Origin of the sequence: Actinomadura verrucosospora (assembly GCF_039540335.1) — a bacterium.
GTDB classification, from domain to species: domain Bacteria; phylum Actinomycetota; class Actinomycetes; order Streptosporangiales; family Streptosporangiaceae; genus Spirillospora; species Spirillospora verrucosospora.
The window spans coordinates 33,041-57,508 of record NZ_BAABEV010000051.1 but is presented as its reverse complement, the minus strand read 5'-3'; the positions used below and the strand labels follow the sequence as shown (position 1 = coordinate 57,508).

General features: G+C 73.5%; 24 protein-coding genes and 1 pseudogene. 17 read left to right on the top strand and 8 right to left on the bottom strand.

All coding sequences use genetic code 11. From position 1 onward, the window contains the following. Positions 1-97: 97 nt before the first annotated feature. Positions 98-670, bottom strand: coding sequence for a carboxymuconolactone decarboxylase family protein (locus ABD944_RS36255; RefSeq protein WP_345184788.1), 573 nt, complete (start codon positions 668-670; stop codon positions 98-100). Between the two features lie 93 nt (positions 671-763). Continuing rightward, complete coding sequence (locus ABD944_RS36250; protein ID WP_345184786.1) at positions 764-1,816, bottom strand: polyprenyl synthetase family protein; 1,053 nt, start codon at positions 1,814-1,816, stop codon at positions 764-766. A gap of 179 nt (positions 1,817-1,995) precedes the next feature. Between ABD944_RS36250 and metF the strand changes: the two genes are divergently transcribed. Beyond that, on the top strand, positions 1,996-2,931 hold the full coding sequence (gene metF / locus ABD944_RS36245; protein ID WP_345184784.1) for a methylenetetrahydrofolate reductase [NAD(P)H]: 936 nt from the start codon (positions 1,996-1,998) through the stop codon (positions 2,929-2,931). On the opposite strand, the gene ABD944_RS36240 is transcribed toward metF, so the two are convergent. From ABD944_RS36240 to ABD944_RS36220, 5 genes are read right to left on the bottom strand one after another with little or no spacing between them, the layout of a single operon-like run. Continuing rightward, positions 2,868-3,470 carry a GNAT family N-acetyltransferase gene (locus ABD944_RS36240; RefSeq protein WP_345184782.1) on the bottom strand — a complete coding sequence of 201 codons (603 nt, stop codon included), beginning with the start codon at positions 3,468-3,470 and terminating at the stop codon, positions 2,868-2,870. The two genes, metF and ABD944_RS36240, sit on opposite strands and share 64 nt — an antisense overlap. A 10-nt stretch (positions 3,471-3,480) precedes the next feature. Next, positions 3,481-3,813 carry a hypothetical protein gene (locus ABD944_RS36235; RefSeq protein WP_345184780.1) on the bottom strand — a complete coding sequence of 111 codons (333 nt, stop codon included), beginning with the start codon at positions 3,811-3,813 and terminating at the stop codon, positions 3,481-3,483. A 9-nt stretch (positions 3,814-3,822) separates the two neighbouring features. Beyond that, positions 3,823-4,665, bottom strand: a complete 843-nt coding sequence (locus ABD944_RS36230; RefSeq protein WP_345184777.1) for a hypothetical protein — start codon at positions 4,663-4,665, stop codon at positions 3,823-3,825. Between the two features lie 58 nt (positions 4,666-4,723). After that, positions 4,724-5,074, bottom strand: coding sequence for an arsenate reductase family protein (locus ABD944_RS36225; protein WP_345184775.1), 351 nt, complete (start codon positions 5,072-5,074; stop codon positions 4,724-4,726). 31 nt (positions 5,075-5,105) lie between these two features. Then, positions 5,106-5,570 (bottom strand): YbaK/EbsC family protein, encoded by a 465-nt coding sequence (locus tag ABD944_RS36220; protein ID WP_345184773.1) that lies wholly within the window; start codon positions 5,568-5,570, stop codon positions 5,106-5,108. Positions 5,571-5,593: 23 nt separating this feature from the next. On the opposite strand from ABD944_RS36220, the gene ABD944_RS36215 reads away from it, so the two are divergent. The 5 genes from ABD944_RS36215 to ABD944_RS36195 all read left to right on the top strand — a co-directional run bounded on the left by ABD944_RS36215 (position 5,594) and on the right by ABD944_RS36195 (position 11,462). Then, on the top strand, positions 5,594-6,385 hold the full coding sequence (locus ABD944_RS36215) for a L,D-transpeptidase family protein (RefSeq protein ID WP_345184771.1): 792 nt from the start codon (positions 5,594-5,596) through the stop codon (positions 6,383-6,385). 260 nt (positions 6,386-6,645) lie between these two features. Beyond that, positions 6,646-7,149 carry an SAV_6107 family HEPN domain-containing protein gene (locus tag ABD944_RS36210; RefSeq protein ID WP_345184768.1) on the top strand — a complete coding sequence of 168 codons (504 nt, stop codon included), beginning with the start codon at positions 6,646-6,648 and terminating at the stop codon, positions 7,147-7,149. Positions 7,150-7,346: 197 nt separating this feature from the next. Further along, entirely contained in the window at positions 7,347-8,534 is a 1,188-nt protein-coding gene (locus ABD944_RS36205; RefSeq protein WP_345184767.1) for a CoA transferase, read from the top strand. 119 nt (positions 8,535-8,653) lie between these two features. Continuing rightward, positions 8,654-9,904, top strand: a complete 1,251-nt coding sequence (locus tag ABD944_RS36200) for a cytochrome P450 (protein WP_345184765.1) — start codon at positions 8,654-8,656, stop codon at positions 9,902-9,904. Between the two features lie 133 nt (positions 9,905-10,037). Continuing rightward, complete coding sequence (locus tag ABD944_RS36195) at positions 10,038-11,462, top strand: MFS transporter (protein WP_345184762.1); 1,425 nt, start codon at positions 10,038-10,040, stop codon at positions 11,460-11,462. A gap of 35 nt (positions 11,463-11,497) precedes the next feature. On the opposite strand, the gene bldD is transcribed toward ABD944_RS36195, so the two are convergent. Then, entirely contained in the window at positions 11,498-11,992 is a 495-nt protein-coding gene (gene bldD / locus ABD944_RS36190) for a transcriptional regulator BldD (protein WP_021597992.1), read from the bottom strand. Between the two features lie 436 nt (positions 11,993-12,428). On the opposite strand from bldD, the gene pyrR reads away from it, so the two are divergent. The 11 genes and pseudogenes from pyrR to rpoZ all read left to right on the top strand — a co-directional run bounded on the left by pyrR (position 12,429) and on the right by rpoZ (position 24,413). Then, on the top strand, positions 12,429-12,989 hold the full coding sequence (pyrR, locus tag ABD944_RS36185) for a bifunctional pyr operon transcriptional regulator/uracil phosphoribosyltransferase PyrR (protein WP_345184760.1): 561 nt from the start codon (positions 12,429-12,431) through the stop codon (positions 12,987-12,989). Next, on the top strand, positions 12,986-13,927 hold the full coding sequence (locus ABD944_RS36180) for an aspartate carbamoyltransferase catalytic subunit (RefSeq protein WP_345184758.1): 942 nt from the start codon (positions 12,986-12,988) through the stop codon (positions 13,925-13,927). The genes pyrR and ABD944_RS36180 overlap by 4 nt, the downstream gene beginning before the upstream one ends. Continuing rightward, positions 13,924-15,210 (top strand): dihydroorotase, encoded by a 1,287-nt coding sequence (locus tag ABD944_RS36175; protein WP_345184756.1) that lies wholly within the window; start codon positions 13,924-13,926, stop codon positions 15,208-15,210. The genes ABD944_RS36180 and ABD944_RS36175 overlap by 4 nt, the downstream gene beginning before the upstream one ends. After that, a complete protein-coding gene (gene carA, locus ABD944_RS36170) occupies positions 15,207-16,325 on the top strand; it encodes a glutamine-hydrolyzing carbamoyl-phosphate synthase small subunit (protein ID WP_345184753.1) in 1,119 nt (372 codons plus the stop codon). The genes ABD944_RS36175 and carA overlap by 4 nt, the downstream gene beginning before the upstream one ends. Then, a pseudogene (carB, locus tag ABD944_RS36165) lies at positions 16,325-19,633 on the top strand (carbamoyl-phosphate synthase large subunit); the annotation flags it as partial. The gene carA and the pseudogene carB, both read left to right, overlap by 1 nt. Before the next feature lie 156 nt (positions 19,634-19,789). Further along, positions 19,790-20,677 carry an iron-sulfur cluster-binding protein gene (locus ABD944_RS36160; RefSeq protein WP_345184748.1) on the top strand — a complete coding sequence of 296 codons (888 nt, stop codon included), beginning with the start codon at positions 19,790-19,792 and terminating at the stop codon, positions 20,675-20,677. Beyond that, the gene (locus ABD944_RS36155) at positions 20,674-21,654 is read left to right on the top strand and encodes a dihydroorotate dehydrogenase (RefSeq protein ID WP_345184746.1); all 981 of its coding nucleotides are present in this window, start codon (positions 20,674-20,676) and stop codon (positions 21,652-21,654) included. Before ABD944_RS36160 ends, ABD944_RS36155 begins: the two co-directional genes overlap by 4 nt. Beyond that, a complete protein-coding gene (pyrF, locus tag ABD944_RS36150) occupies positions 21,651-22,352 on the top strand; it encodes an orotidine-5'-phosphate decarboxylase (RefSeq protein ID WP_345184744.1) in 702 nt (233 codons plus the stop codon). Before ABD944_RS36155 ends, pyrF begins: the two co-directional genes overlap by 4 nt. Positions 22,353-23,122: 770 nt before the next feature. Further along, entirely contained in the window at positions 23,123-23,449 is a 327-nt protein-coding gene (gene mihF / locus ABD944_RS36145) for an integration host factor, actinobacterial type (RefSeq protein ID WP_131739210.1), read from the top strand. Positions 23,450-23,564: 115 nt separating this feature from the next. Further along, positions 23,565-24,131 (top strand): guanylate kinase, encoded by a 567-nt coding sequence (gene gmk, locus ABD944_RS36140; RefSeq protein ID WP_089312392.1) that lies wholly within the window; start codon positions 23,565-23,567, stop codon positions 24,129-24,131. 27 nt (positions 24,132-24,158) lie between these two features. After that, positions 24,159-24,413, top strand: a complete 255-nt coding sequence (rpoZ, locus tag ABD944_RS36135; RefSeq protein WP_131950118.1) for a DNA-directed RNA polymerase subunit omega — start codon at positions 24,159-24,161, stop codon at positions 24,411-24,413. Positions 24,414-24,468 lie beyond the last annotated feature (55 nt).

The following is a 24,468-nucleotide window of genomic DNA, read 5'->3' as shown; positions in this document are numbered from 1 at the left end:
GGAGCTGCTGGAGAAGACGCGCGCATGGTCGCCGGCGCCGCCGTCAGCGCCAGCGCGGCGACGGCCGCGACCGCGCCCGCCGGCCCGCGTCCCGGCCTCATCCGCCCGCCCCTTCCCCCCGGGCGCCGTGATCTCCGTCCTCGTTCTGGACCCGCAGGGCGTTCAGGGCGAAGGCGACCATGTGGTAGTGGCCGATGAGCATCACCAGCTCGATCAGCTCGCGCTCCCCGAAGCGCGTGGCCAGCTCCGTCCACGCGGCGTCGCTGATCGTGCCGCGCTCGTGCAGCTCGTCCGCGGCGGCCAGCACCATGCGGTCGTCGTCGCTCCAGCCGTGCCGGTCCGGGTCCTCGCGGAGCGCGGCGATCTCGTCCTCGGTGAGCCCCGCGTCCAGCGCGACCCGCCGGTGGTGGTCCCACTCGTACGCGCACGACCGGTGGTGCGCCGTGCGCAGGATCGCCAGCTCGCGGTCGCGGGCGCCCAGCGTCCCGTTCATCAGCAGCATGGAGCCGAACCCGATCCACGACCGGAACAGCTCCGGGTGCCGGGCGAGCGTGGTGATGACGTTCAGGGGCCCGATCGTGTCGGTCACGGCCCGGACGACGTCGTCCCACTCCTCCTCCGGGAGCGGGTCGAAGCGCGGGACGCGGTCTCCTGGGGTGTCGGCGCACATGGCGACATTTCTGCCACCGATCAGTGGGAAAGTTCTAGTGCGCCGGGAAAACTTGGCCGGATCGTGTCACGGGGGACGCGGGAGCCGGGCGGGTCAGGTGCTGCGCGTGGTGGCCGCCACCGCGAGCTCCGCCAGCGCCTCCCGGGCGCCGTCGGTGATCGGGGCCGTCTCCAGGGCCTGCTCCGCCTCGCGCAGGTAGCGCTCGATCATGGCCTCGCACGCGGCGAGGCCCCCGGTCTCCTCGATGACGGCGCGCAGCTCGTCCACGCCGGGACGGTCCAGCTCCGGGTCGCCGAGACGGCGCTCCAGCGCCGCGGCCTGGCTCGCGGAGGCGCGTTCCAGGGCGAGCGCGACCAGGACGGTCCGCTTGCCCTCGCGCAGGTCGTCGCCCGCGGGCTTGCCGGTCTCGGCCGGGTCGCCGAACACGCCGAGCACGTCGTCGCGGAGCTGGAAGGCGATGCCGAGCGGCAGGCCGTAGCCGGTGAGCGCGGCCGCCACGTCGGGGCGGGCTCCGGCCAGGGCCGCGCCGAGGTGCAGCGGGCGCTCGATCGTGTACTTGGCGCTCTTGTACTCCACCACGCGCAGCGCCGTCGCGACGTTCGCCTGGCGGCGCGCGCCCTCCAGCATGTCGAGGTACTGGCCGCACATGACCTCGGTGCGCATCAGGTCGTAGACCTCCCGGCCGCGCGACCTGCTCGCACCGTCCAGCCCGGAGGTCTCGAACATCTCGCCCGACCAGGCCAGGCACAGGTCGCCGAGCAGGATGGCGGCGCCGCCGCCGAAGGCCTCGGCGTCGCCCGGCCACGCCTGGGCGCGGTGCAGCGCCTCGAACCGCCGGTGGGCGGACGGCTGGCCGCGCCGGGTGTCGCTGGAGTCCATCACGTCGTCGTGGATCAGCGCGCTCGCCTGGAGCAGCTCCAGGGACGCGGCGGCGGCCACGATGCCGGGCCCGTCCTCGCCGCCCGCCGCGCGCCACCCCCAGTAGCAGAAGGCGGGACGCAGCCGCTTGCCGCCGCCGAGCAGGGCGTCCAGGGCCGACAGCAGCGGTGCGAGGTCCTCGCTGATGGCGCGCAGCGCGGGGCGCCGGCGGTCGACGAAGGCCAGCAGCGCCTCGTCGACCTCCTTGCGGATCCGGGTGGTCGACATGCCGAGATCGTATCCACCTGGGTGCTTTCCACCCTCCATCGCGAACGTGAGATGTCATAAGATCTTCGGAAATGCGTACATAACGCATGCCGGGTGTGGCGAGCATCACGCGGATCGGCGGCCGGCCGCCCTTCCCCGCCGGGCCGGTCCCCTCCGGCGCGCTTCTGTAGGCTTGGGGAATGCGACCCGTACGCCCCCACAGGCCCCCGACCGTCCGAGAACTGCTCGCCTCGGGCGAGCGCTCGTTCTCGTTCGAGTTCTTCCCGCCCAAGACCGACAAGGGCGCGCGGAACCTGTGGCGTACGATCCGCGAGCTGGAGTCCCTGCACCCGACGTTCGTGTCGGTCACCTACGGCGCGGGCGGCGGCACCCGCGACACGACCGTCGACATCGTCGAGCGCATCGCCACCGACACCACCCTCACGCCGGTCGCGCACTTCACCGCCGTGAACCACTCCCAGGCGGAGCTGCGCAACCTGATCGGCCGGTTCGCCGCAGCCGGCGTCCGCAACGTCCTGGCGCTGCGCGGCGACCCGCCCGGCGACCCGATGGGGGAGTGGGTCAAGCACCCGGAGGGCGTCGAGTACGCCGCCGAGCTGGTCCGGATGATCCGCTCCTACGGCGACTTCTGCGTCGGCGTGGCCGCGTTCCCCTACAAGCACCCGCGCTCGCGCGACATCGAGAGCGACACCCGCCACTTCGTGGACAAGTGCCGCGCCGGCGCCGACTACGCGATCACCCAGATGTTCTTCCGCGCCGAGGACTACTTCCGGCTGCGCGACCGCGTCGAGGCGGCCGGCTGCGACGTGCCGATCCTGCCCGGCATCATGCCGGTCACCCAGCTCAGCACGATCGAGCGGTCCGAGCAGCTGTCGGGCGCGCCGTTCCCGCCCGAGGTCAGGGCCCGCTTCGAGGCCGTCGCGGGCGACCCGGAGGCCGTCCGCCGGCTCGGCATCGAGCACGCCGCCGAGCTGTGCGGCGAGCTGCTGGAGCAGGACGCGCCGGGCATCCACTTCATCACGTTCAACAAGTCGACGGCGACGCGCGAGGTCTACTCGCTGCTGGACGGCGCCGGGTACGGCGCGAGGGGCAGCCGCCCGCCCATCACCGCGTAGCGGGGCCCGCCGCCCGGGAACTCGAAGTCGGCCAGCAGGTCGACCAGGCCGACCGAACGGTAGAGGTGGCGCGCCGGGGTGTCCGGCGTCCTGTCGAGCGTCGACAGCACGACCGTCCGCTCCGGCCGCCCGTCGCACAGCGCGTTGAGCAGCCCCCGGCCGAGACCCCTGCCCTGCGCCTGCGGATGGACGTGCAGCTCGGCGACCTCGAAGGCGTCCTCCAGCCACGCGTCGGCGTGCTCGGGCCCCTCGCGGTCCGACAGCGCCTGGTAGACGACGTCGTGCCACCACTGGCCGCGCGCCCCGTGGAAACCGTAGGCGAACCCCTGGACGGGCGCCGGCATGACGGGCAGCGCCCCGCGCCGCTCGACCACGAACGCGCGGAACCCCGGATACGAGGAATGGCGCTCCATGATGGTGTGCCGGCCCGGGAGCTGCTCGTTCGGCGGTTCCATCGCGGCCGCGTACACGTCCAGCATGGGGCTCAGCCTGCGTAGGAAGGCGCGTTCGTCGATCTCGCGCAGCTTCGGGTCCCTCACCCGACAGAGACTAGACCCGCGCGATGGTCCGCTGGGTCGCGGAGAGCCGATCGTAGAGGTCCCAGAGGATCCGGTCGGCGGCCTTCCGCAGCGTGCCGCGGTTGGCGTCGAGCTGCCCGCCCCACTCGCGCGCCTCCGGGCCGAGCCACGCGTCCGTGCCGCCGAGGGTCTTCACGGGCCCGTCCAGCGCCTGCCGGAGCCGGTCGATGCTGCCGTAGGCGTCCGAGTACGCCTGGTAGAGCTGCTGGTACTCCGGGTTGGGCTGCTCGGCGGGCGACAGCCGGGCCGACGCGGCGCCCGTGATCGGCGGGGGCAGGCTGCCGGGAGGCGGTGGAGCGGCCATGGCGACCTCTCAGGCGGTGGCGGTGGACGGGTGCAGGTCGAGCCGGGCGAGGGCCTCGCGCGTGCGGCCGCTCATGTCGGCGCCCAGGAGCACCTGGACGGCGACGGGACGGACCCCGGCGCGGTCGGCCTCGGCCAGGAAGGCGCGCAGCCACTTCACGTCCATCGTCAGATGGTGGCTGGACGTGCCGAGGGACTGCCGCACGGCCGCCAGCCGCGCCCTGTCGCCCTGGGCGGCCTTCAGCAGCTCCGCGGCGGCCGCCGGGCCGAGCCGCTCGTACAGCTTCTCGGTGTAGTCGGGGTCGCCGGCGTTGGCCTCCAGGTGCTTCCAGACCGTGTCCGGGACGGGACGGCCGTGCTGGACGGACGCGGCCATGGCCAGCGCGTCGGCCCTGGCGGCCCGGGCGGCGGCGGGCCGGTCGGGGAAGTTGCCGATGTCGCCGGCGCCGTGCGGGGTCGGCTGCGGGGCCGCCTTCGCGGGCGGGGACCGGTGCGGCGGCGCCTTCACCGGCCGCGGCGCCCCCGCCGGGCCGCCTCCGGTCTTCCGCGGCGCCGGGGCCGGGGTGGGCGCCGGCGGCATGTCGATGCCTCCGCCGGGGGAGGGATGGGTGACCGCGAAGTTGTACCGGCGCGTCAGCATCCCGAGCTGCTCGGCGGCCCACCGCGCCACCTCGTCGGCCTGCCGGTACCCGGCCGCGGAGACGCCGGGCGGCGGGCGATGGCCGTTCAGCCACCCCTGGATCGCGTTCTGCGCGTCCTGGAGCTGCCTGATGACCTGGTTGAGCGCGGGCGGGTCGATTCCCCGGAACTGCGGGTCGCGCGCCGCCGGACCCGTCCGCATCTGCGTCGCCATCACCCCTCCGGTGCTCGGCCCCTGCGCCGTTTCCCGACTCCCCAGAATCACACCGGTGTCACTGGCTGTCGAGGGCCTTGCGCACCGATTCGGCATCGCGCGCCACGACGGCGCTCGCGTCCGTCACGACGATCGGACGCTGGATCAGCACCGGGTTCGCGACCATGATCTCGATCCAGCGGGCCCGGTCGCGTGCGAGGTCCTTGAGCCCGAGCTCCCTGGCGACGGGCTCGTTCAGCCGCGCCACGTCCCACGGCTCGGCGCCGATGCGGGCGAGGACCTCGTCCAGCTCCCGCGCCGTGGGCGGCTCGTCCAGGTAGCGGCGCTCGGTGTACTCCACGCCCGCCTCGTCCAGCGCGGTCTTGGCGGCGCGGCTCTTCGAGCAGCGCGGGTTGTGCCACAGTTCCATCACTCCACCCCTTCCCCTGCCTCGCCTGCCGTCACTCGACCTCGGCGGGGGTCCCGCCGGTGATCCTCAGCAGTTCGCCGTACGACGTCGGGAAGACGGTGTGCGGGTGCCCGCCCGCCGCCCACACCTCGTCGTGCCTGTCCAGCCAGACGTCCACCAGCGTGCGGATCGGCTCCGGATGGCCGACCGGCGCGACGCCCCCGATCGGCTGGCCGGTCGCCTCCCGGACGAACTCCGGCGACGCCCGCCGCACCTTCGCCGCGCCCACCAGCGCCGCGACCTTCACCGTGTCGACGCGGTGCGCGCCGCTGGTCATCACCAGCAGCGGCGACCCGTCGGCGTCGAACACCAGGCTGTTGGCGATCGCGCCGACCTCGCAGCCCAGCTGCTCCGCCGCGGCCTGCGCCGTCCTCGCGGAGTCGGGCAGTTCGACGATCGCTCCCGTCGCGCCCAGGTCGAGCAGAGCCTTCGCGACGATTTCGGCATTCGGATGCATGGGTAGAACTTTAAGGTCAGCGCATGCGAGGGAGAGCGATCGACGTGCGGAAGAGCGCGGTTCTGCTGATCGCGGCCGTCGTCCTGACGGGCTGCGACGACATCGACGCGGCGGCTCCCGCCCCGTCGGAGGGGACGAAGACGAAGGCGACGCCGTCGAAGGCGCCGGCGACGCCCAAACCGAGTCCCACGCACCGCAAGCTGAAACCGGGTGCCAAGGGGCCCGACGTCAAGGCGCTCCAGCAGCGCCTCAAGGCACTGCACTACGACCCGGGGAAGGCCGACGGGAGGTACGGGCCGTCCACGCAGACGGCCGTGTGGGCGTTCCAGGCGGTGAACCGCCTCAAGCAGAAGAGCACGCTCTCCGCCTCGTTCTGGAGGGCCCTGGACGCCCCCAAGGAGCCTCGGCCGGTTGCCAAGAAGCGCGAGAGGAACCGCGTCGACGTGGATCTGAAGCGCCAGTACCTCGTCCTCTACAAGGACGGAAGGCCGCGGCTCATCACGCACGTGTCGTCAGGGTCGGGGGAGTACTACTGCGCCAAGGACCGGGGCGCCACCGTCGCGCGCTGCCGCTACGCCACGACCGGCACGGGCGACTTCCGGACCGGGCGCCGTGCCTCCGGCTGGGAGACCTCGCCCCTGGGGCAGCTCTACAACCCCATCTACTTCAACGGCGGCATCGCCTTCCACGGCGCCCTGGACGTGCCCCTGCACCCCGCCTCGCACGGCTGCGTCCGCATGCCGATGCACATCGCCGAGTACTTCCCCGACCTCGTCGGCACGGGCGTCCCCGTGCACGTCAGGCGGGCTCGCTAGCCTCCCCGCGAGCGCCGCGTCCGGGCCGCTGTCAACCCCGCTGACCTGCGGGATACGACACGCGTTCGAACACGTTGACGAATCGCCGTCAGGGCGGTTTACTGTGAAGCGCATCGAACTTATGTTCGATGTGGTGCGGGACTCGCGGCCCGCGCCAGGGCGACGTCCCGCCGATCGCGGTGTTTCGGCGGGGCCGACGGCCGGGCGGAGAGAGGGGAAGCTCTCCGCCCGGCCGGCCCGAGCCCCGGAAGGAGGCAGAGATGTCCGGAACGATGACCGCACGCGGAGTCCACTCCGCAGCCCAGGCCGTCCCGTCCCCCAGTCCTCGCCCACGCCACCGCCCGATGCCCGCGCCGCGCCCGGCGCACACGGCCGTCGGGCAGTTGCACGCCGCCCGCATGGGCCTCGCCGAGGCGGCCGAGGCCACCTCGCCGGCCGTCCGCTACGTGTGCGCCCACCTGGCGGCGCTGCGCGCGGCCGCCGCGGTCCTGGCGTCCAAGGAGCCTCTGGAGACCCATCGCCGCGGCCGTCCGCGCAGCGTCTGGGTGCTGCTGCCCGAGGCCGAGCCCGCGCTGCGGGAGTGGGCCGCCTTCTTCGCCGCCGGCGCCGACAAGCGCGCCGCCGCCGAGGCGGGCCTGCCGCGCGCCGTCACCCCGCGCGACGCGGAGGAGCTGCTGCACGACGCCGAGGTCTTCGTCACCCTCGTCGAGGACACCCTCGGCGTCGACGGGCAGCCCACGCTGCCCGTCCCCGAGGCCGGCTGAGCCACCCCGGAGGCCGTCCCCCTCCCCGGGCCGGCCCCGCCGGAGGCCGGGGGCGCCGCCCCGCCATGGGAGGCCGCGTCCCCCCTCCGGCGGCCGGACCGATCGCGCCGGAGGGTCCGCAACCCCCGAGCCGGCCCCTCCGGCGCGGTCTCACCCCGGTCGCGGCACGGCGGAGGGCGGTTGGTAGACATGGCCGGATGTCCGACCTACTGCCGCTGGACGGGATGCGCGTCATCGAGCTGTCCAGCTTCGTCGCGACGCCGCTGGGCGGGATGACCCTGGCGCAGCTCGGCGCGGACGTCATCCGCGTCGACCAGATCGGCGGCGGGCCCGACATCGACCGGTGGCCGCTCGCGCCGTCCGGCCGCAGCCTGTACTGGGCCGGGCTGAACAAGGGCAAGCGGTCGGTCGCCGTCGACCTGCGCTCGCCCGAGGGCCGCGAGCTGGTCGCCGGACTCGTCGCGCACGGCGGGGCGGTCCTGACCAACGCGCCGCCGCGGCCGGGGCTGTCCTACGAGGAGCTGAGGGCCGCGCGGCCCGACCTGATCCACGTCCGGCTGCAGGGGACCCGGGAGGGCGGCAACGCCGTCGACTACACGGTGAACGCCGCCACGGGCTTCCCGTCGATCACGGGTCCGGCCGGTCAGGAGGCCCCCGTCAACCACGCGCTGCCCGCGTGGGACGTGGCGTGCGGCCTCTACATGGCCGTCGGGCTGCTGGCGGCGGAGCGGCACCGGCTGCGCACCGGCGAGGGCCGGCAGATCCGGGTCGCGTTGCGGGACGTCGCCCTGGCCACCGCAGGGAACCTCGGGTACCTCGCGGAGGCCCAGCTCGGCGAGCCCCGGGCGCGGCTCGGCAACCACCTCTTCGGCGACTTCGGGCGCGACTTCGCCACGGCCGACGGACGGGTCATGGTGGCGGTCCTCACGGCCCGGCACTGGCGCGACCTGGTCGAGGCGACCGGCCTCGGCGAGGTGGTCGGAGCCCTCGAACGCGCCCTGGGCGCCGACCTCCGCCGCGCCGGCGACCGCTACGGCCACCGCGAGGCGCTGGGAGGCGTGCTCGCGTCGTGGTTCGCCTCCCGCACCTGCGAGCAGGTCGCGGAGGGGCTGGAGCGCACGTCCGTCCTGTGGTCCCGCTACCGCGACTTCGCGGAGGTGGCCGCCGGACTGCGCGACGAGCCGCTCATGGCGCCGCTCGACCAGCCGGGCGTGGGCCTCCACCTGGCCCCGGGCTCGCCCGTGCGGTTCGGTGGGTCCTCGCCGCCGCCGGTTCCCGCGCCCACCCTCGGCGAGCACACGGACGAGGTGCTCCGGGACGTCCTGGGCCTGCCCCCCGAGCGCGTCGAGGCCCTGCGCGGCAACGGGACGATCATGGGTTTGTGACGCGGACGATCGTGGAAATCCTCCTGGCAGGCATTCCGAACCGTGGGTCTCGGCTGGCCTGCCGTTGACGGTCCGGCCATCGAGCCCCGCCGCGTCCGTACGACGAAGGGATCCGCCGGATGGCCCTCGACGCCGCCCCGGAGCAGTCCGCACCCGCCCGCATCCCGCATCCGCTCGACAGCGACGCCGACGGCGTCAACCGGCCGGGGCTGCACAAGAACCCGCGCTACCACGAGATCCGCGAGACCGGCACCGGCGTCGCCGAGGTGCGGCGCCACGACGGCACCACGGCCAAGCTCGTCACCCGCTACCACGACGTCGAGCAGGTGCTGCGCGACCAGGAGGCGTTCTCCCGGGAGGCGGCTCTCGACGCCGACGCCGTCGACCTCGAAGGGACGATGCTGGGCCTGGACATGGAGAACCACGCGGCCGTCCGCGGCGCCGTCAAGGACTGGTTCTCGCCGCAGGCCACCGAGCGGCTGCGGCGCAAGGCGCAGGAGCGGGCGGCCGCGCAGCTGACGGCGATGCTCGCGGGCGAGGAGCCCGCCGACCTCGTCACGGCCTTCGCGCTGCCGTTCTCGCTCGATCTGATCTGCGACATGATGGGGCTGCCCCAGGGGGACCGGTTGCGCTTCCACGCCTGGGGCGACGCGTTCCTCGGCACCAGCGCCCAGACCCGCGTCGACGCGGCCGAGGCGCAGACGGCGATGGTCGGCTACCTCAGCGGCCTCGTGGAGGAGCGGCGGCGCGACCCGTCCGAGGATCTGCTGTCCCAGGTCGCCGAGGGCGCCGCGGGCCTGCCGTTCGACCGCCGGGTCAAGCTGCCGATGACGCTGGTGCTCGGCGGCTGGGAGACCGTGGCGAGCAGCATCGGCACGCAGATCCACGTCCTGCTCACCCACCCCTACGAGGACCACGAGACCGCCTACGGCTACCTCAGCGCGCATCCCGAGGCCGTCCCCGGCGCGGTCACCGAGCTGGAGCGCCTGTTCTCCACGACCGCGGCGGACGACCTGCCGCGCCGGGTCACCCGCGAGGTGACGCTGCCGAGCGGCGAGCGGCTCGCGCCCGGAGACCTGGTCATCCCGTCCCACGACGCCGCGAACTGCGACCCGCGCGTCTTCACCGACCCGCACCGCATGGACTTCGGCCGCACCCCGAACCGGCACCTGTCCTTCGGCTACGGCCCGCACCACTGCATCGGGCGCCACCTCGGGCACATGGAGGTGGAGACGGCCGTCGCGCTGCTCACCCGCGAGCTGCCGTCCCTGCGGCTGGCGGTGCCGTCGGACGAGATCACCCGCAAGCCGGGCCACGTCATCAACGGGCCCTCCGCCCTCCCGGTCGCCTGGTCCTCGCCCGCGGACTGACGGCCTTCCCGCGTCCGGCACGGCGGTGGAGAGATCCTCAGCGGCGGCGGCGCCGGTAGCCGACGGCAAGGCGGGAGCGGGGTGGTTCGTCCCACTATGAGATTGTTAGGGGGGCGAACTTCGGGAGGGCGCGGTGGCGGGGCGGGGCGGGCGCGGGCTGGTCCCCCTGCTGGCCTTCCTCGGCGTGATGGCCTACTCGCTCTCGATGGCCGTGGTGACGCCCGCGCTGCCGCAGATCCAGCACGGGCTGCACACGACCCCGGCGGGCGCGGCGTGGGCGCTCACGGCGATGACGCTGTCCGCGGCCGTGGCCACGCCGGTGGTCGGGCGGCTCGGCGACCTGTACGGGGCGCGCCGCGTGCTGCTCGCCGTGCTCGCCGTCGCCACCGCCGGGACGCTCGTCGCGGCGCTGGCCGGGACGGTGCCGGTCATGCTCGCCGGGCGCGTCCTGTCCGGCGTCGGCGGCGGCGTCTTCCCGCTGGCGTACACGATCATCCGGGACGTCCTGCCGCCCGCCCGGCGGGCCCCGGCCGTCGGGCTCATGTCGTCCATGCTCGGCCTCGGCGGCGCCGTGTCGTGGTGCCTGGCAGGGCCGATCATCGACCTGCTCGGCTGGCGCTGGCTGCTGTGGGTGCCGGTCGTCGGGCTGGTGCCCGGCGTCGTCCTGGCCTGGTGGATCGTTCCGGCCGGACACCGCGGCGAGGGCCCGCGCCCGGCGGCGCGGGTCGACTGGTGGGGCGCCGCCCTCTTCGCCGCCTGGCTGGTGGCCGCGCTCACCGCGCTCACCGAGGGGATGGACTGGGGCTGGACGTCCCCCGGCGTCCTCGGGCTCCTCGCGCTCGCGCTGGCGGCGGTCGGCGCCTGGCTGTGGGTGGAGGGCCGCGTCCGCGAGCCCCTGATCGACCTGCGCCTCATGCGGGTGCGCGGGGTGTGGACGGCGAACGCCGCCTCGCTCCTGTCCGGCTACGCCCTGATGGCGGGCGGGCTGCTGTTCCCCCTGCTCGTCCAGCTCCCGGAGGGCACCGGGTACGGCTTCGGCGGGACGGCCACGCAGGCGGCGCTGCTCCAGCTCCCCGCCAGCGTCGGCATGACCGTCGCGGGCATGACGGCGGGCCTGCTCGACCGGCGCGTCGGCTCCCGCGCGGTGCTGCTCGGCGGCGCGGCGACGACCGGCCTCGGCTACGCGTTCGTGGCGGTCGAGCACGGCGCCATGTGGCAGCTCTACGTGGGCGGCCTGGCGCGGGGCGTCGGCCTCGGCTTCGCCTACGCCGCCGTGGCGACCCTGGTGGTCGCGGCCGTCCCGCCGGGGGAGACCGGCGTGGCCACCGGCATCAACACGCTGCTGCGGACGGTCGGAGCGTCCCTCGGGACGCAGGTCAGCGCGGTCATCGTCGTGGCCGTCCCCGGCGAGGGCGGGTTCTCCGCCGGGTTCGCGGTGAGCGCCGCCGTCATGGCGGCCGTCCTCCCGCTGGCCCTGCTCGTCCCGCGCCCGGGACGGCGGCGCGCACGCGGAACGGGGCCCGGCGCGGTGCCGGACCCCGTCACGGTCGTGCGGTGAAGCAGGTCGTGCGGTGGAACAGGTGGTGCGGTGACTCAGAACGACTCGACGGCGCGGCGCGCCTCCGGGTCGAGGACGCCCCAGCCGATCAGCTCCTCGGTGAGCTCGGTCGGGGACTTGTCATAGATGACCGCGAGTGATCGCAGGTCCTCCTGACGGATGGACAGGACCTTTCCGTTGTAGTCGCCCCGCTGGCTCTGGATCGTCGCGGCGTAGCGGGCGAGAGGACCGGCCTTGTCTTTCGGAAGCTGCTGCAACCGCTCTAGATCGATCACGAGCTTGGGTGTAGGCCCGAGCGGGCTCGGCGCGGCTCCGCCGGGCAGCAACTCGGAAACCGGCACGCCATAGAAATCGGCGAGCTCGGCCAGCTTCTGAACGGTGACGGCGCGGTCGCCCCGCTCGTACGAACCCACGACGACGGCCTTCCAGCGGCCGCGTGACTTCTCTTCCACACCGTGCAGGGACAGGCCCTGCTGGGTGCGGATGGCGCGCAGGCGCGCGCCGAGAGCCTTTGCATATTCAGACGGCATGATGCGGCCCCCCAGGCTCACTTTCGTCGTCGTCGAACCCCGGCTGTCACCGGGGGGAGACAGATTCGCGAAGCCAGGGGGCCTCAGGACTCTGTCTCCAGGGATGGTTACGGACAGTGACGGTAAAACGGGTACGGCCCCAGGTCAAGCTGATTGGAAAAAAGCGGTCGAATCCGCAGGACTCGATCCGGGCCGTCCGGATCGCGGCCGGCCCGTGCGGGCGGGGGTGCGGCGGCCCGCGCGGGCGGGCGCCCCGGCCCCCGGGACGCCCCGTAATGTGACCCCTCTCACCTGCGAAGACGGGGACCGGGCCGGGGTGCGGGGCAGGCGGGGCCGGCTGCTAACGTGTGGGGGACACGACGTCCTTTAAGGCCCGTCCCGTGAGGCGGGGAAGGAGGTTTCGGCGGTGAATGCTGCCTCCAGGCAGGAGCAGCGCGTGGCGGACGGTGACCCCCGGCCCAAGGCCGTTCTGGAGGGTCCCGACATCAGGCGCGCGCTGACCCGCATCGCACACGAGATCCTCGAGCGGACCAAGGGCGGCCACGACGTCCTGCTGCTCGGCATCCAGACCCGGGGCGTGACGCTGGCCGAGCGGCTCGCCGGCGCCCTGCGCGAGGTCGAGGGCCGCCCGGTGCCCTGGGGCTCGCTCGACGTGACCATGTACCGGGACGACCTGCGGATGCGGCCCGCCCGCGCCCTCGGCCGCACGGAGCTGCCCCCCGAGGGGATCGACGACAGGGTCGTCGTGCTCGTCGACGACGTGCTGTTCTCCGGGCGCACGGTGCGCGCCGCGCTGGACTCGCTGAACGACCTCGGCCGGCCCCGCGCCGTCCAGCTGGCGGTGCTGGTGGACCGCGGGCACCGGCAGCTGCCGATCCGCGCCGACTACGTGGGCAAGAACCTGCCCACCTCGATGCGCGAGACCGTGAAGGTCCTGCTGGACGAGAACGACGGGCGCGACGCGGTGCTGCTCGGCCCGACGGGGGGTACCGAATGAACCGCCACCTGATCTCCGCCGCCGACCTCACCCGCGACGACGCGCTGCTCGTCCTCGACACGGCCGAGGAGCTCGCGCAGATCGCGGGCCGCTCCATCAAGAAGCTGCCGACGCTGCGCGGCCGGACGGTCGTCAACCTGTTCTTCGAGGACTCCACCCGCACCCGCATCTCGTTCGAGGCCGCGGCCAAGCGGCTGTCCGCCGATGTGATCAACTTCTCCGCCAAGGGCTCCAGCGTCTCCAAGGGCGAGAGCCTGAAGGACACGGCGCTCACCCTGGAGGCGATGGGCGCGGACGGCGTCGTCATCCGGCACAACGCCTCGGGCGCGCCGCACCGGCTGGCCGGCTGGGTGCGGGGGAGCGTGGTCAACGCCGGCGACGGCACCCACGAGCACCCCACGCAGGCGCTGCTGGACGCGTTCACGATGCGCAAGCGCCTGGGCGATCTGGAGGGCCGCAAGGTCACGATCGTCGGCGACGTGCTGCACAGCCGCGTGGCACGATCCAACGTCCTGCTGCTGGACACGCTCGGCGCCGACGTCACCGTGGTCGCGCCGCCGACCCTGCTGCCGGTCGCGATCGACACCTGGCCCTGCTCGGTGTCCTACGACCTGGACGCGGTCATCCCGAAGAGCGACGTGATCATGATGCTGCGCGTCCAGCAGGAGCGCATGAACGCCGCCTACTTCCCGACGGTGCGCGAGTACAGCCGCCGCTACGGGCTGGACGCCGAGCGCATGGCCGAGCTGCCCGACCACGCCATCGTCATGCACCCCGGGCCGATGAACCGCGGCGTCGAGATCGCCGCCGAGGTCGCCGACTCGGTCCGCTCCACGATCGTCGAGCAGGTCGCCAACGGCGTCAGCGCGCGCATGGCCGTCCTCTACCTGCTGCTCGGAGGCTCCGAGCCCGCCATCGGCCAGGAGGTCCCCCAGTGAGCACCCACATCATCAAGGGCGCCCGGATCCTCGGCGGCCGGACCGCCGACATCCTCGTCCGTAACGGCGCGATCGCCGCGGTCGGGACCGGCCTGGACGAGGCCGGCGCCGAGGTCGTCGACGCCGCCGGGCTCGTGGCCCTGCCCGGTCTCGTCGACCTGCACACCCACCTGCGCGAGCCGGGCCGCGAGGACGCCGAGACCGTCGAGTCCGGCACGCGGGCCGCCGCGATGGGCGGGTTCACCGCCGTCCACGCGATGGCCAACACCGACCCCGTCGCCGACACGGCCGGCGTGGTCGAGCAGGTGTGGCGCCTCGGGCGCGAGGCCGGGTACTGCGACGTCCAGCCGGTCGGGGCGGTCACCCGCGGCATCGCCGGCGAGCAGCTCGCCGAGCTGGGCGCGATGGCCGACTCCGCCGCCGGGGTGCGGGTCTTCTCCGACGACGGGCACTGCGTGTCGGACGCGGTCATCATGCGCCGGGCCCTGGAGTACGTGAAGGCGTTCGACGGCGTCGTCGCCCAGCACGCCCAGGAGCCGCGCCTCACCGAGGGCGCCCAGATGAACGAGGGCGAGATGTCCGCGGCGCTCGGCCTGCGCGGCTGGCCCGCCGTCGCCGAGGAGGCGATCATCGCCCGGGACGTGCTGCTGGCCCAGCACGTCGGGTCGCGGTTGCACGTGTGCCACGTCTCCACGGCCGGCTCGGTGGAGATCATCCGCTGGGCCAAGAGCAAGGGCTGCCCGGTGACCGCCGAGGTCACCCCCCACCACCTGCTGCTGAACGACGCCAAGGCCGGGTCCTACGACCCGATCTTCAAGGTCAACCCGCCGCTGCGCACCGCCGACGACGTCACCGCGCTGCGGCACGCCCTCGCCGACGGGACGATCGACTGCGTCGCCACCGACCACGCCCCCCACCCGGTCGAGGCCAAGGAGACCGAGTGGGCCGTGGCCGCCATGGGCATGATCGGCCTGGAGACGGCGCTGCCGGTCGTCCAGGAGGCCATGATCGAGACCGGTCTGCTCGACTGGGCCGGGGTCGCCGACCGCATGTCGGTCCGCCCCGCCCGCATCGGCCGCCTCTCCGGACAGGGACGTCCGCTGGAGGCCGGCTCCCCCGCCAACATCACGCTGTACGACCCGGCGCCGCGCCGCGCCGTCGACCCGTCGGCGATGACCTCCAAGAGCCGCAACACCCCGTTCGCGGGGCTGGAGCTGCCCGGACGGGTCGTCGCGACGTTCCTGCGCGGCAAGCCGACCGTCCTCGAAGGGAAGCTCCAATGAACCCTGCTCTGCTCGTTCTGGAAGACGGCAGGGTGTTCCGCGGGGCCGCGTACGGGGCCGAGGGCGAGACCTTCGGCGAGATGGTCTTCAACACCGGCATGACCGGCTACCAGGAGACCCTGACCGACCCCTCGTACGCGCGCCAGATCGTGGCGATGACGTCCCCCCACATCGGCAACACCGGCGTCAACGCCGAAGACCCCGAGTCGCGCCGCATCCAGGTGGCCGGCTACGTGGTGCGCGAGCCCGCCCGCGTGGCGTCCAACTGGCGCGCCACGGGCTCGCTCGGCTCGGCGCTGCGCGAGCAGGGGGTGGTGGGCATCGCCATCCCCGGCACGCGGGCGCTGACGCGGCACCTGCGCGACCGGGGCGCGATGCGCGCCGGCATCTTCAGCGGCGCGGACGCCGCTCTCGCCGGAGAGGACGCCCTCGTCGAGCGCGTCCGGCAGAGCCCCTCGATGGAGGGCGCCGACCTGGCCCGGGACGTCTCCACCCGGGAGCCCTACGTCATCCCGGCGCGGGGCGAGAAGCGCTACACGGTCGCGGCCGTCGACCTCGGCATCAAGTCGATGACGCCGTACCGGATGTCCGAGCGGGGCTGCGAGGTGCACGTCCTGCCGGCGACCAGCACGGCCGGCGACATCCTCGCCCTCGCCCCCGACGGCGTGTTCTTCTCCAACGGCCCCGGGGACCCGGCCGCCGCGGACTACGCCGTGGACGCGCTGCGGGGCGTCCTCGACACCGGGACGCCGTTCTTCGGGATCTGCTTCGGCAACCAGATCTTCGGCCGCGCGCTCGGCCTCGGCACCTACAAGCTGAGGTTCGGGCACCGGGGCATCAACCAGCCCGTCCAGGACCGGACGACCGGCAAGGTCGACGTGTCGGCGCACAACCACGGGTTCGCCGTGGACGCGCCCGCCGACGGGCCGTTCGCCACCCCCTACGGGCCCGGCGAGGTCAGCCACGTCAACCTGAACGACGGGTGCGTCGAGGGGCTGAGGCTGCTGGAGCGCCCGGCGTTCAGCGTCCAGTACCACCCGGAGGCCGCGGCCGGCCCGCACGACGCCTCCGGCCTCTTCGACCGTTTCTGCGAACTGATGGAGGCGTCGAAGTAATGCCGCGCCGCGAAGATCTGAACTCCGTCCTCGTCATCGGCTCCGGGCCGATCGTCATCGGGCAGGCGTGCGAGTTCGACTACTCCGGCACCCAGGCGTGCCGGGTGCTCAAGGCCGAGGGCCTGCGGGTCACGCTGGTGAACAGCAACCCGGCCACGATCATGACCGACCCCGAGTTCGCCGACGCGACCTACGTCGAGTCGATCACCCCGGAGGTCGTCGAGAAGATCATCGCCAAGGAGCGGCCGGACGCGCTGCTGCCCACCCTCGGCGGCCAGACGGCCCTGAACACCGCCATCGCGCTCTACGAGAGCGGCGTCCTGGCCAAGTACGAGGTCGAACTGATCGGCGCCGACGTGGACGCGATCCAGGCCGGGGAGAACCGCGAGCGGTTCAAGGAGGTCGTCGCCAAGGTCGCCCGCGAGCAGGGCCTGAACGCCGAGTCCGCCCGGTCGGTCATCTGCCACTCGATGGCGGACTGCCTGGCGGCGGCGGGCGAGCTCGGCTACCCCCTCGTCGTCCGGCCGTCGTTCACGATGGGCGGGCGCGGCTCCGGCTTCGCCCACGACGAGGACGACCTGCGCCGCATCGCCGGGGCCGGGCTGGACGCGTCCCCGACCGGCGAGGTGCTCCTGGAGGAGTCGATCCTCGGCTGGAAGGAGTACGAGCTGGAGGTCATGCGCGACCGCCGCGACAACGTGGTGATCGTGTGCTCGATCGAGAACCTCGACCCGATGGGCGTGCACACCGGCGACTCGATCACCGTCGCCCCCGCGCTGACGCTGACCGACCGCGAGTACCAGAACATGCGGGACGTCGCGATCGCGGTGATCCGCGAGGTCGGCGTCGACACCGGCGGCTGCAACATCCAGTTCGCCGTGCACCCCGGCACCGGCCGGATGATCGTCATCGAGATGAACCCGCGGGTGTCGCGGTCCTCGGCCCTGGCCTCCAAGGCCACCGGCTTCCCCATCGCCAAGATCGCGGCGAAGCTGGCCATCGGGTACACGCTGGACGAGATCCCGAACGACATCACCCGCGAGACGCCCGCCTCGTTCGAGCCGACGCTCGACTACGTCGTGGTGAAGGTGCCCCGGTTCGCGTTCGAGAAGTTCCCCGGGGCCGACGGCACGCTCACCACGCACATGAAGTCCGTGGGCGAGGCCATGGCCATCGGGCGGTGCTTCACCGAGGCCCTGCAGAAGGCCCTGCGGTCCCTGGAGCAGAAGGGCACCTCGTTCAGCTGGGCGGGCGACGCCGACGCCGCCGCGCTCGTCGAGTCGGCCCGCCGCCCCCACGACGGGCGGCTCAGGGACGTCCAGCGCGCGCTCTGGGCCGGAGCCACCGTCGAGGAGCTCTACGAGGCGACCGGCATCGACCCCTGGTTCCTGGACCAGATCGCCGCCATCAACGAGGTCGCGGAGGAGATCCGCACCGCCGACGACGCGCTCACCAGGGACAAGCTGCTGCGCGCCAAGCGGCACGGGTTCTCCGACGCGCAGATCGGTGAGCTGCGCAACCTCTCCGAAGAGGTCGTGCGCGAGCTGCGCCACGCCCTCGGCATCCGCCCCGTCTACCTGACCGTGGACACCTGCGCCGCCGAGTTCGAGGCGCAGACCCCCTACCTCTACTCCGCCTACGACGAGGAGACCGAGGTACCGCCGGGCGCCAAGCCGAAGGTCATCATCCTGGGCAGCGGCCCCAACCGCATCGGCCAGGGCGTCGAGTTCGACTACTCCTGCGTCCACGCGTCGTTCACGCTCGCCGAGGCGGGCTACGAGACCGTGATGGTCAACTGCAACCCCGAGACGGTCTCCACCGACTACGACACCTCCGACCGGCTCTACTTCGAGCCCCTCACGCTGGAGGACGTGCTGGAGGTCGTCTACGCGGAGCAGCGGTCCGGCGAGGTCGCGGGCGTCATCGTCCAGCTCGGCGGCCAGACGCCCCTCGGCCTCGCCCAGAAGCTGAAGGACGCCGGCGTGCCGATCGTGGGCACCTCGCCGGAGAGCATCCACCTCGCCGAGGAGCGCGGGGCGTTCGGACGCGTCCTGCACCGGGCGGGGCTGCTCGCCCCCAAGCACGGCACGGCCACGTCCTACCAGGAGGCGCGGGAGATCGCCGCCGAGATCGGCTACCCCGTCCTCGTCCGCCCGTCCTACGTGCTCGGCGGGCGCGGCATGGAGATCGTGTACGACGACTCCACGCTGGAGTCGTACATGGCCCGCGCCACCGAGGCCAGCCCCGAGCACCCCGTCCTGGTCGACCGCTTCCTGGACGAGGCCATCGAGATCGACGTGGACGCGCTGTTCGACGGCGAGGAGCTGTACCTCGGCGGCGTGATGGAGCACATCGAGGAGGCCGGCATCCACTCCGGCGACTCGGCGTGCGCCCTGCCGCCCATCACGCTGGGGCACGACGACATCCGCCGCATCCGCGAGTCGACGGAGGCGCTCGCGCGCGGCGTCGGCGTGCGCGGGCTGATGAACGTCCAGTACGCGCTGTCCGCGGGCGTCCTGTACGTGCTGGAGGCGAACCCGCGGGCCTCCCGCACGGTGCCGTTCGTCTCCAAGGCGACCGCCGTGCCGCTCGCCAAGGCGGCGGCCCGCGTGATGATGGGCACGACCATCGCCGAGCTGCGCGCCGAGGGCATGCTGCCCGAGGCCGGCGACGGCGGGACCCTGCCGCTGGACGCGCCGATCGCGGTGAAGGAGGCCGTCCTGCCCTTCGACCGGTTCCGCAACGAGCACGGGCAGGGCGTCGACATCGTCCTCGGCCCCGAGATGCGCTCCACCGGCGAGGTCATGGGCATCGACGAGGTGTTCGGCACCGCGTTCGCCAAGTCGCAGCAGGCCGCGTACGGGTCGCTGCCGACCAAGGGGCGGGCGTTCGTGTCCGTCGCGAACCGCGACAAACGGCACATGGTGTTCCCCGTGAAGCGCCTGGCTGACCTGGGCTTTGAGATTCTTGCCACGGAAGGGACCGCGGAGGTCCTGCGCCGCAACGGCGTGCGTGCCAAGATCGTGCGCAAGCACAGCGAGGGTCCGGGCCCGTCCGGCGAGCCCACGATCGTGCGGCGCGTCCTGGACGGCGAGGTCGACCTCATCGTCAACACTCCCTTCGGCAGCCCCGGCCAGTCCGGGCCGCGGCTCGACGGCTACGAGATCCGTACCGCGGCCGTGCTGCGGGGCGTACCGTGCGTGACGACCGTCCAGGGCCTCGCGGCGGCCGTGCAGGGCATCGAGGCCGTCGCCGGCGGCCAGGTCGGCGTCCGCTCCCTCCAGGAGCACGCCGAGCGGCTCAGCGGCGCGCACGGCCGCGCCGGTGCCTCCGGCCCGGACGGCGCGGACGGCGCGGCCCTGGACGGGGACGGCGCCGTGTCGCCCGGCTGACAGGACCGGGCGGGCCGGGCGGCCGCGACGCCGCCCGGCCCGCCCGGCGCACGCGATGAGAGAGGGAGACGGGTGTCCGACACGCCGGTGCAGACCTCGGCGACGGTTCTGACGGTCCGCCAGGTGCAGGACTACCGCGCGATGACGCTGGTGGCCCCGGCCATCGCCGAACGGTTCAGGCCCGGCCAGTTCGTGGCGCTCGCCGTGGGCGGCGAGCACACGTCCCGCCTGGTGCGCCGCTGCATCGGGGTGCACGAGGTCAAGTCCGACTACGGCGGCACCGTCGAACTGGTGTTCGCCGACACCGAGCCCGGCACCGCCTGGCTCGCCGGCCGCCGCTCCCGCGACCAGCTCGACCTCGTCGGGCCGCTCGGCCGCCCGTTCCGGCTGCCCCGCGATCCCGTCACCTGCCTGCTCGTCGGCGGCGGGCCCGGCGGCGCGGCCGTGTTCGCGCTGGCCGACACGCTGCTGCGGCGCGGCTGCCAGGTGCACTTCGTGCTCGCCGGCGCCTCCGCCCGGCAGGTCTTCGGGTCCCGCATGGCGCAGCGCATCGGCGACAGCGCGGCCGTCGTCACCGAGGACGGGTCGATGGGGGAGAAGGGCGCCGTCCGCGACGTGCTGCCCCGCGTCATCGAGGAGACCGGCGCGGACGTCGTCTACGGCTGCGGCCCCACGGCCCTGCTCCGCTCGGTCACCCAGATCGCCGGCGACTTCGGCCTTCCCTCGCAGGTGTCGGTCGAGGAGTTCCTCCAGCAGACGGGCGCGTGCGGCATCGGCGTGTGCATGACGTGCATGCTCCCCGTCCACGGGGAGGACGGCGTGACCCGCATGGTCCGCGCCTGCGCGGACGGCCCCGTCCTGCGCGGCGACCGCGTCCGCTGGGGCGACCTCGGAACCATCCCGTTCGACGCGCTCGGCGCGCCGCGCGTCCTGAACGTCTCTGAAGGGGGCTCGCAGTGAGCGATCGGGTCACGACCACGCTCGGGCCTCTGGAACTGCCCAACCCGGTCCTGACGGCCTCCGGATGCGGCGGGACGGGACGCGAGCTCGCCCAGTTCTTCGACCTCACCCGCCTCGGCGCGTTCGTCACGACGTCGGTGATGGCGCAAGCGCGCGCGGGACGTCCCACACCGCGGGTGACCGAGACCCCGAGCGGCCTCCTGACCGCGATGGGCCTGCCCGGTCCCGGCGTGGAGACCTTCCTGGAACGTGACCTTCCCTGGCTGATCGAGCAGGAGGTCCGCACGATCGTGTCCGTCGCGGGCAGCAGCGTCGAGGAGTACGGCGACCTGGCGCGCCGCCTCCGCAACGTCCCGGGCGTCGCCGCGATCGAGGTCAACGTCGCCTGCCCCAACGTCGAGGACCGCGGCCGCATGTTCGGCTGGCACCCGGCCGCCGCGGCGTCCGTCGTGCGGGCCGTCCGCGCGCACGCCCGGCCGGGCGTGCCCGTCTTCGCCAAGCTCGCCCCCGACGTGACCGACATCGTCGGCATCGCGCTCGCGTGCGTCGACGCGGGCGCCGACGGCCTCACCCTGATCAACACCATGGAGGCCATGGCGATCGACCCGCAGACGCTGCGTCCGGCCCTCACGGGCGTGTCCGGCGGCCTGTCCGGACCCGCCGTGCGGCCCGTCGCGGTCCGCTGCGTCTACCAGGTGCACGCCGCGCTGCCCACCACCCCGATCATCGGCGTCGGGGGCATCGCCACCGGCCTGGAGGCCCTGGAGTTCATCCTCGCCGGCGCCTCCGCCGTCGCCGTCGGCACCGCGCTGTTCCACGACCCCCTGGCCGGCCCGCGCGTCCTGCGCGAACTGGAGGAGGCGCTCGCGGCCCGCCGCATCGACCGCCTCGCCGACGCCGTCGGCCTCGCGCACAAGCCCGCCGGGTACGTCCCGCCCCAGGTGCGCCGGCAAGAGCCCGAGAAGGAGAAGCTGTGACCGCCCCCATCGCCGTCGCGCTGGACGCGCCCGACCTGGAGACCGCCGCGCGCTGGGCCACCCTGGTCACGCCGCACGTCTCGACCGTCAAGGTCGGCCTGGAGCTGTACCTGCGGTACGGGCCGGACGTCGTCGCCAGCGTGCGGGGCGCCAGCCGCGTCCAGGTGTTCCTCGACCTCAAGCTGCACGACATCCCCGCCACGGTCCGCGGCGCCGCCCGCGCCGTGGCGCGCCTCAAGCCGGCCTACCTGACCGTGCACGCCGCCGGGGGGCCCGCGATGATCCGCGAGGCGGTGCAGGCCGCCCCCGCCACCAAGATCGCCGCGGTGACGGTCCTGACGTCCCTCAAGGACGCCGATCTCACCGCCGTCGGCCTCGCGGGGCCCGCCCCCGACGCCGTCCGCCGTCTGGCCGTCCTCGCCGTCGAGGCGGGCGCTCAGGCCCTCGTGTGCTCCCCGCAGGAGGCCGCCGCCGTCCGCGCCGAGGTCGGTCCGGACATCACGCTCATCACGCCCGGCGTCCGTCCCGCGGGCTCCGGCCACCAGGACCAGGCCCGCGTCGCCACGCCCGAGGACGCCCTGGCCGCCGGCGCCGACCTGCTGGTGATCGGCCGTCCCATCACCGCCGCCCCCGACCCGGGCGCCGCCGCGGCCGCGATCGCCGCCGCGCTGCGCCGCACGTCCGCCGGCACGGCCTGAACGCGGTTCCGCGGCGCTCGGGTCCGTGCGCCGCCCGCGCCGGGACATGCCTCGGCGCGCCATTGGTTCGCGAGCGCGCAGAACCGCTTTGTGGGTGAGTTTTGCGGCACGGGTGAACGCGAATGTGGTTTTAGTCGCATGCGAATGCGAGGACGGGAGTCGCCGCTTTGCGATACGTGCCGAACGGCGAACTCGTTCACGCGGAGGGTCGATTCCGGACCGGGGGGAGTCTCCGGACGGGGCGGCCGGCGTCTCCGCGTCCATGGGGCGCCCTGGCGGCGGGCTGGGGGAGCTGGTGCGGTGCGGGCGTCCTCCGGGCGAGCGGACGATCTTGGCGGGTGTTGTCGAGGATGACAGTAACGGTGCCGGGGCGACGTGCGGAACGGCGCGGCGTGACGAGTGTCACTCGGTCGGGATCGTTTGTGGGAGGCCCCGCCGCGCCGCCCCGGCGGGGCTCCGGAGGGCGGTGGCGGGACCGTGGCGGCGCGGGCTCCCGGAGGCGCGAAGCGCAGCGGCGGAGCGGTGCTGGGTGCCACATATGCGGTCAGAACGGGCGGTTTTTCACGATCATGCGAAAGTCCCAGCAAGGCAAGGGGATGCGGCACCGAGGGGTCCGAGTTGGGTACACTCTGTATTCAGGACACTCCGAGGAGTGATTTTCGTGAATTTGTGGCGGGCTAAACGGCACTTCACGTTGCCTTATGGGTGGTGAACTCGCTAGTTTCCCAACCCGTCCGACTCCGTCGAGTGGAAACCTGAGGTGACCCGGCGTGGCTCTTCCGCCCCTAACCCCCGAACAGCGCGCCGCAGCCCTGGAGAAGGCTGCCAAGGCTCGCAAGGAGCGGGCCGAGGTTAAGAACAAGCTGAAGCACGGGGGAACCTCGCTCGCCGAGGTTCTCAAGGATGGTCAGTCCGACGACGTCATCGGAAAGATGAAGGTGTCGGCCCTTCTGGAATCGCTGCCCGGTGTGGGCAAGGTCCGTGCGAAGCAGATCATGGAGCGCCTGGGCATCGCCGAGTCCCGCCGTGTGCGGGGCCTCGGCGCCAACCAGCGCGCATCCCTGGAGCGTGAGTTCGGCGGAAGTGCGAACCGCTGACGCGCGACTCACGGGCGGGCGCGGCGGCCAGGCCGCCGCGGCCGGCTCGGGGCGACCCGCAGACGGCACCATCCCGCCCGGCTCCGGCGCACCCATCGCTGCGCCGGAAGGCTCCATGCCGCATGGCCCGCTCGCGCGGCGGCTGACGGTCCTGTCCGGGCCGTCGGGCGTCGGCAAGAGCACGGTCGTCGCCGAGATCCGGCGCTCACACCCCCGGGTGTGGCTGTCGGTCTCGGTGACCACCCGGGCTCCCCGCCCGGGTGAGACCGACGGTGTGCAGTACTTCTTCGTCGACGACGCCGGTTTCGACCGGCTCGTCGCCGAGGGGCAGCTCCTCGAATGGGCCGAGTTCGCGGGCAACCGCTACGGCACCCCCCGCCGGCCCGTCGAGGAACGCCTCGCCCGCGGCGAGCCGGTGCTGCTGGAGATCGACCTCCAGGGCGCCCGGCAGGTCCGCCGCTCCATGTCCGAGGCCCGCCTGGTGTTCCTCGCTCCCCCCAGCTGGGAGGAGCTCGTCCGCCGCCTCACGGGGCGCGGCACCGAGCCCCCCGAGGTCATCGAGCGCCGCCTCGACGCGGCCCGCGTCGAGCTCGCCGCCGAGAAGGAGTTCGACGTCACGCTCGTCAACACGTCCGTGCAGGACGTGTGCGACGAGCTGCTAGCCTTGATGGCTGACCAGTAGCCTGTTCAACCTACGGAAGGCCACCGAGTGGCAGTCAGCAACGAGGGCATCACCAACCCCTCGATCGACGAGCTCCTTGAGGTCGTCGACACCAAGTACGGCCTCGTGAGCATCGCGGCCAAGCGCGCCCGGCAGATCAACGCCTACTACGCCCAGCTGGGCGAGGGCCTGCTGGAGTACGTCGGCCCGCTCGTCGAGACCCAGGTCCAGGAGAAGCCGCTGTCGATCGCGCTCCGCGAGACGCGCGAGGGCCTCCTGAACGCCGAACCCATCGAGGGCTGAGGCTCCCGAGGCGGCCGGCTCCGCTCACCGGCCCGGGGTCGCCGTCTCCGGCGGC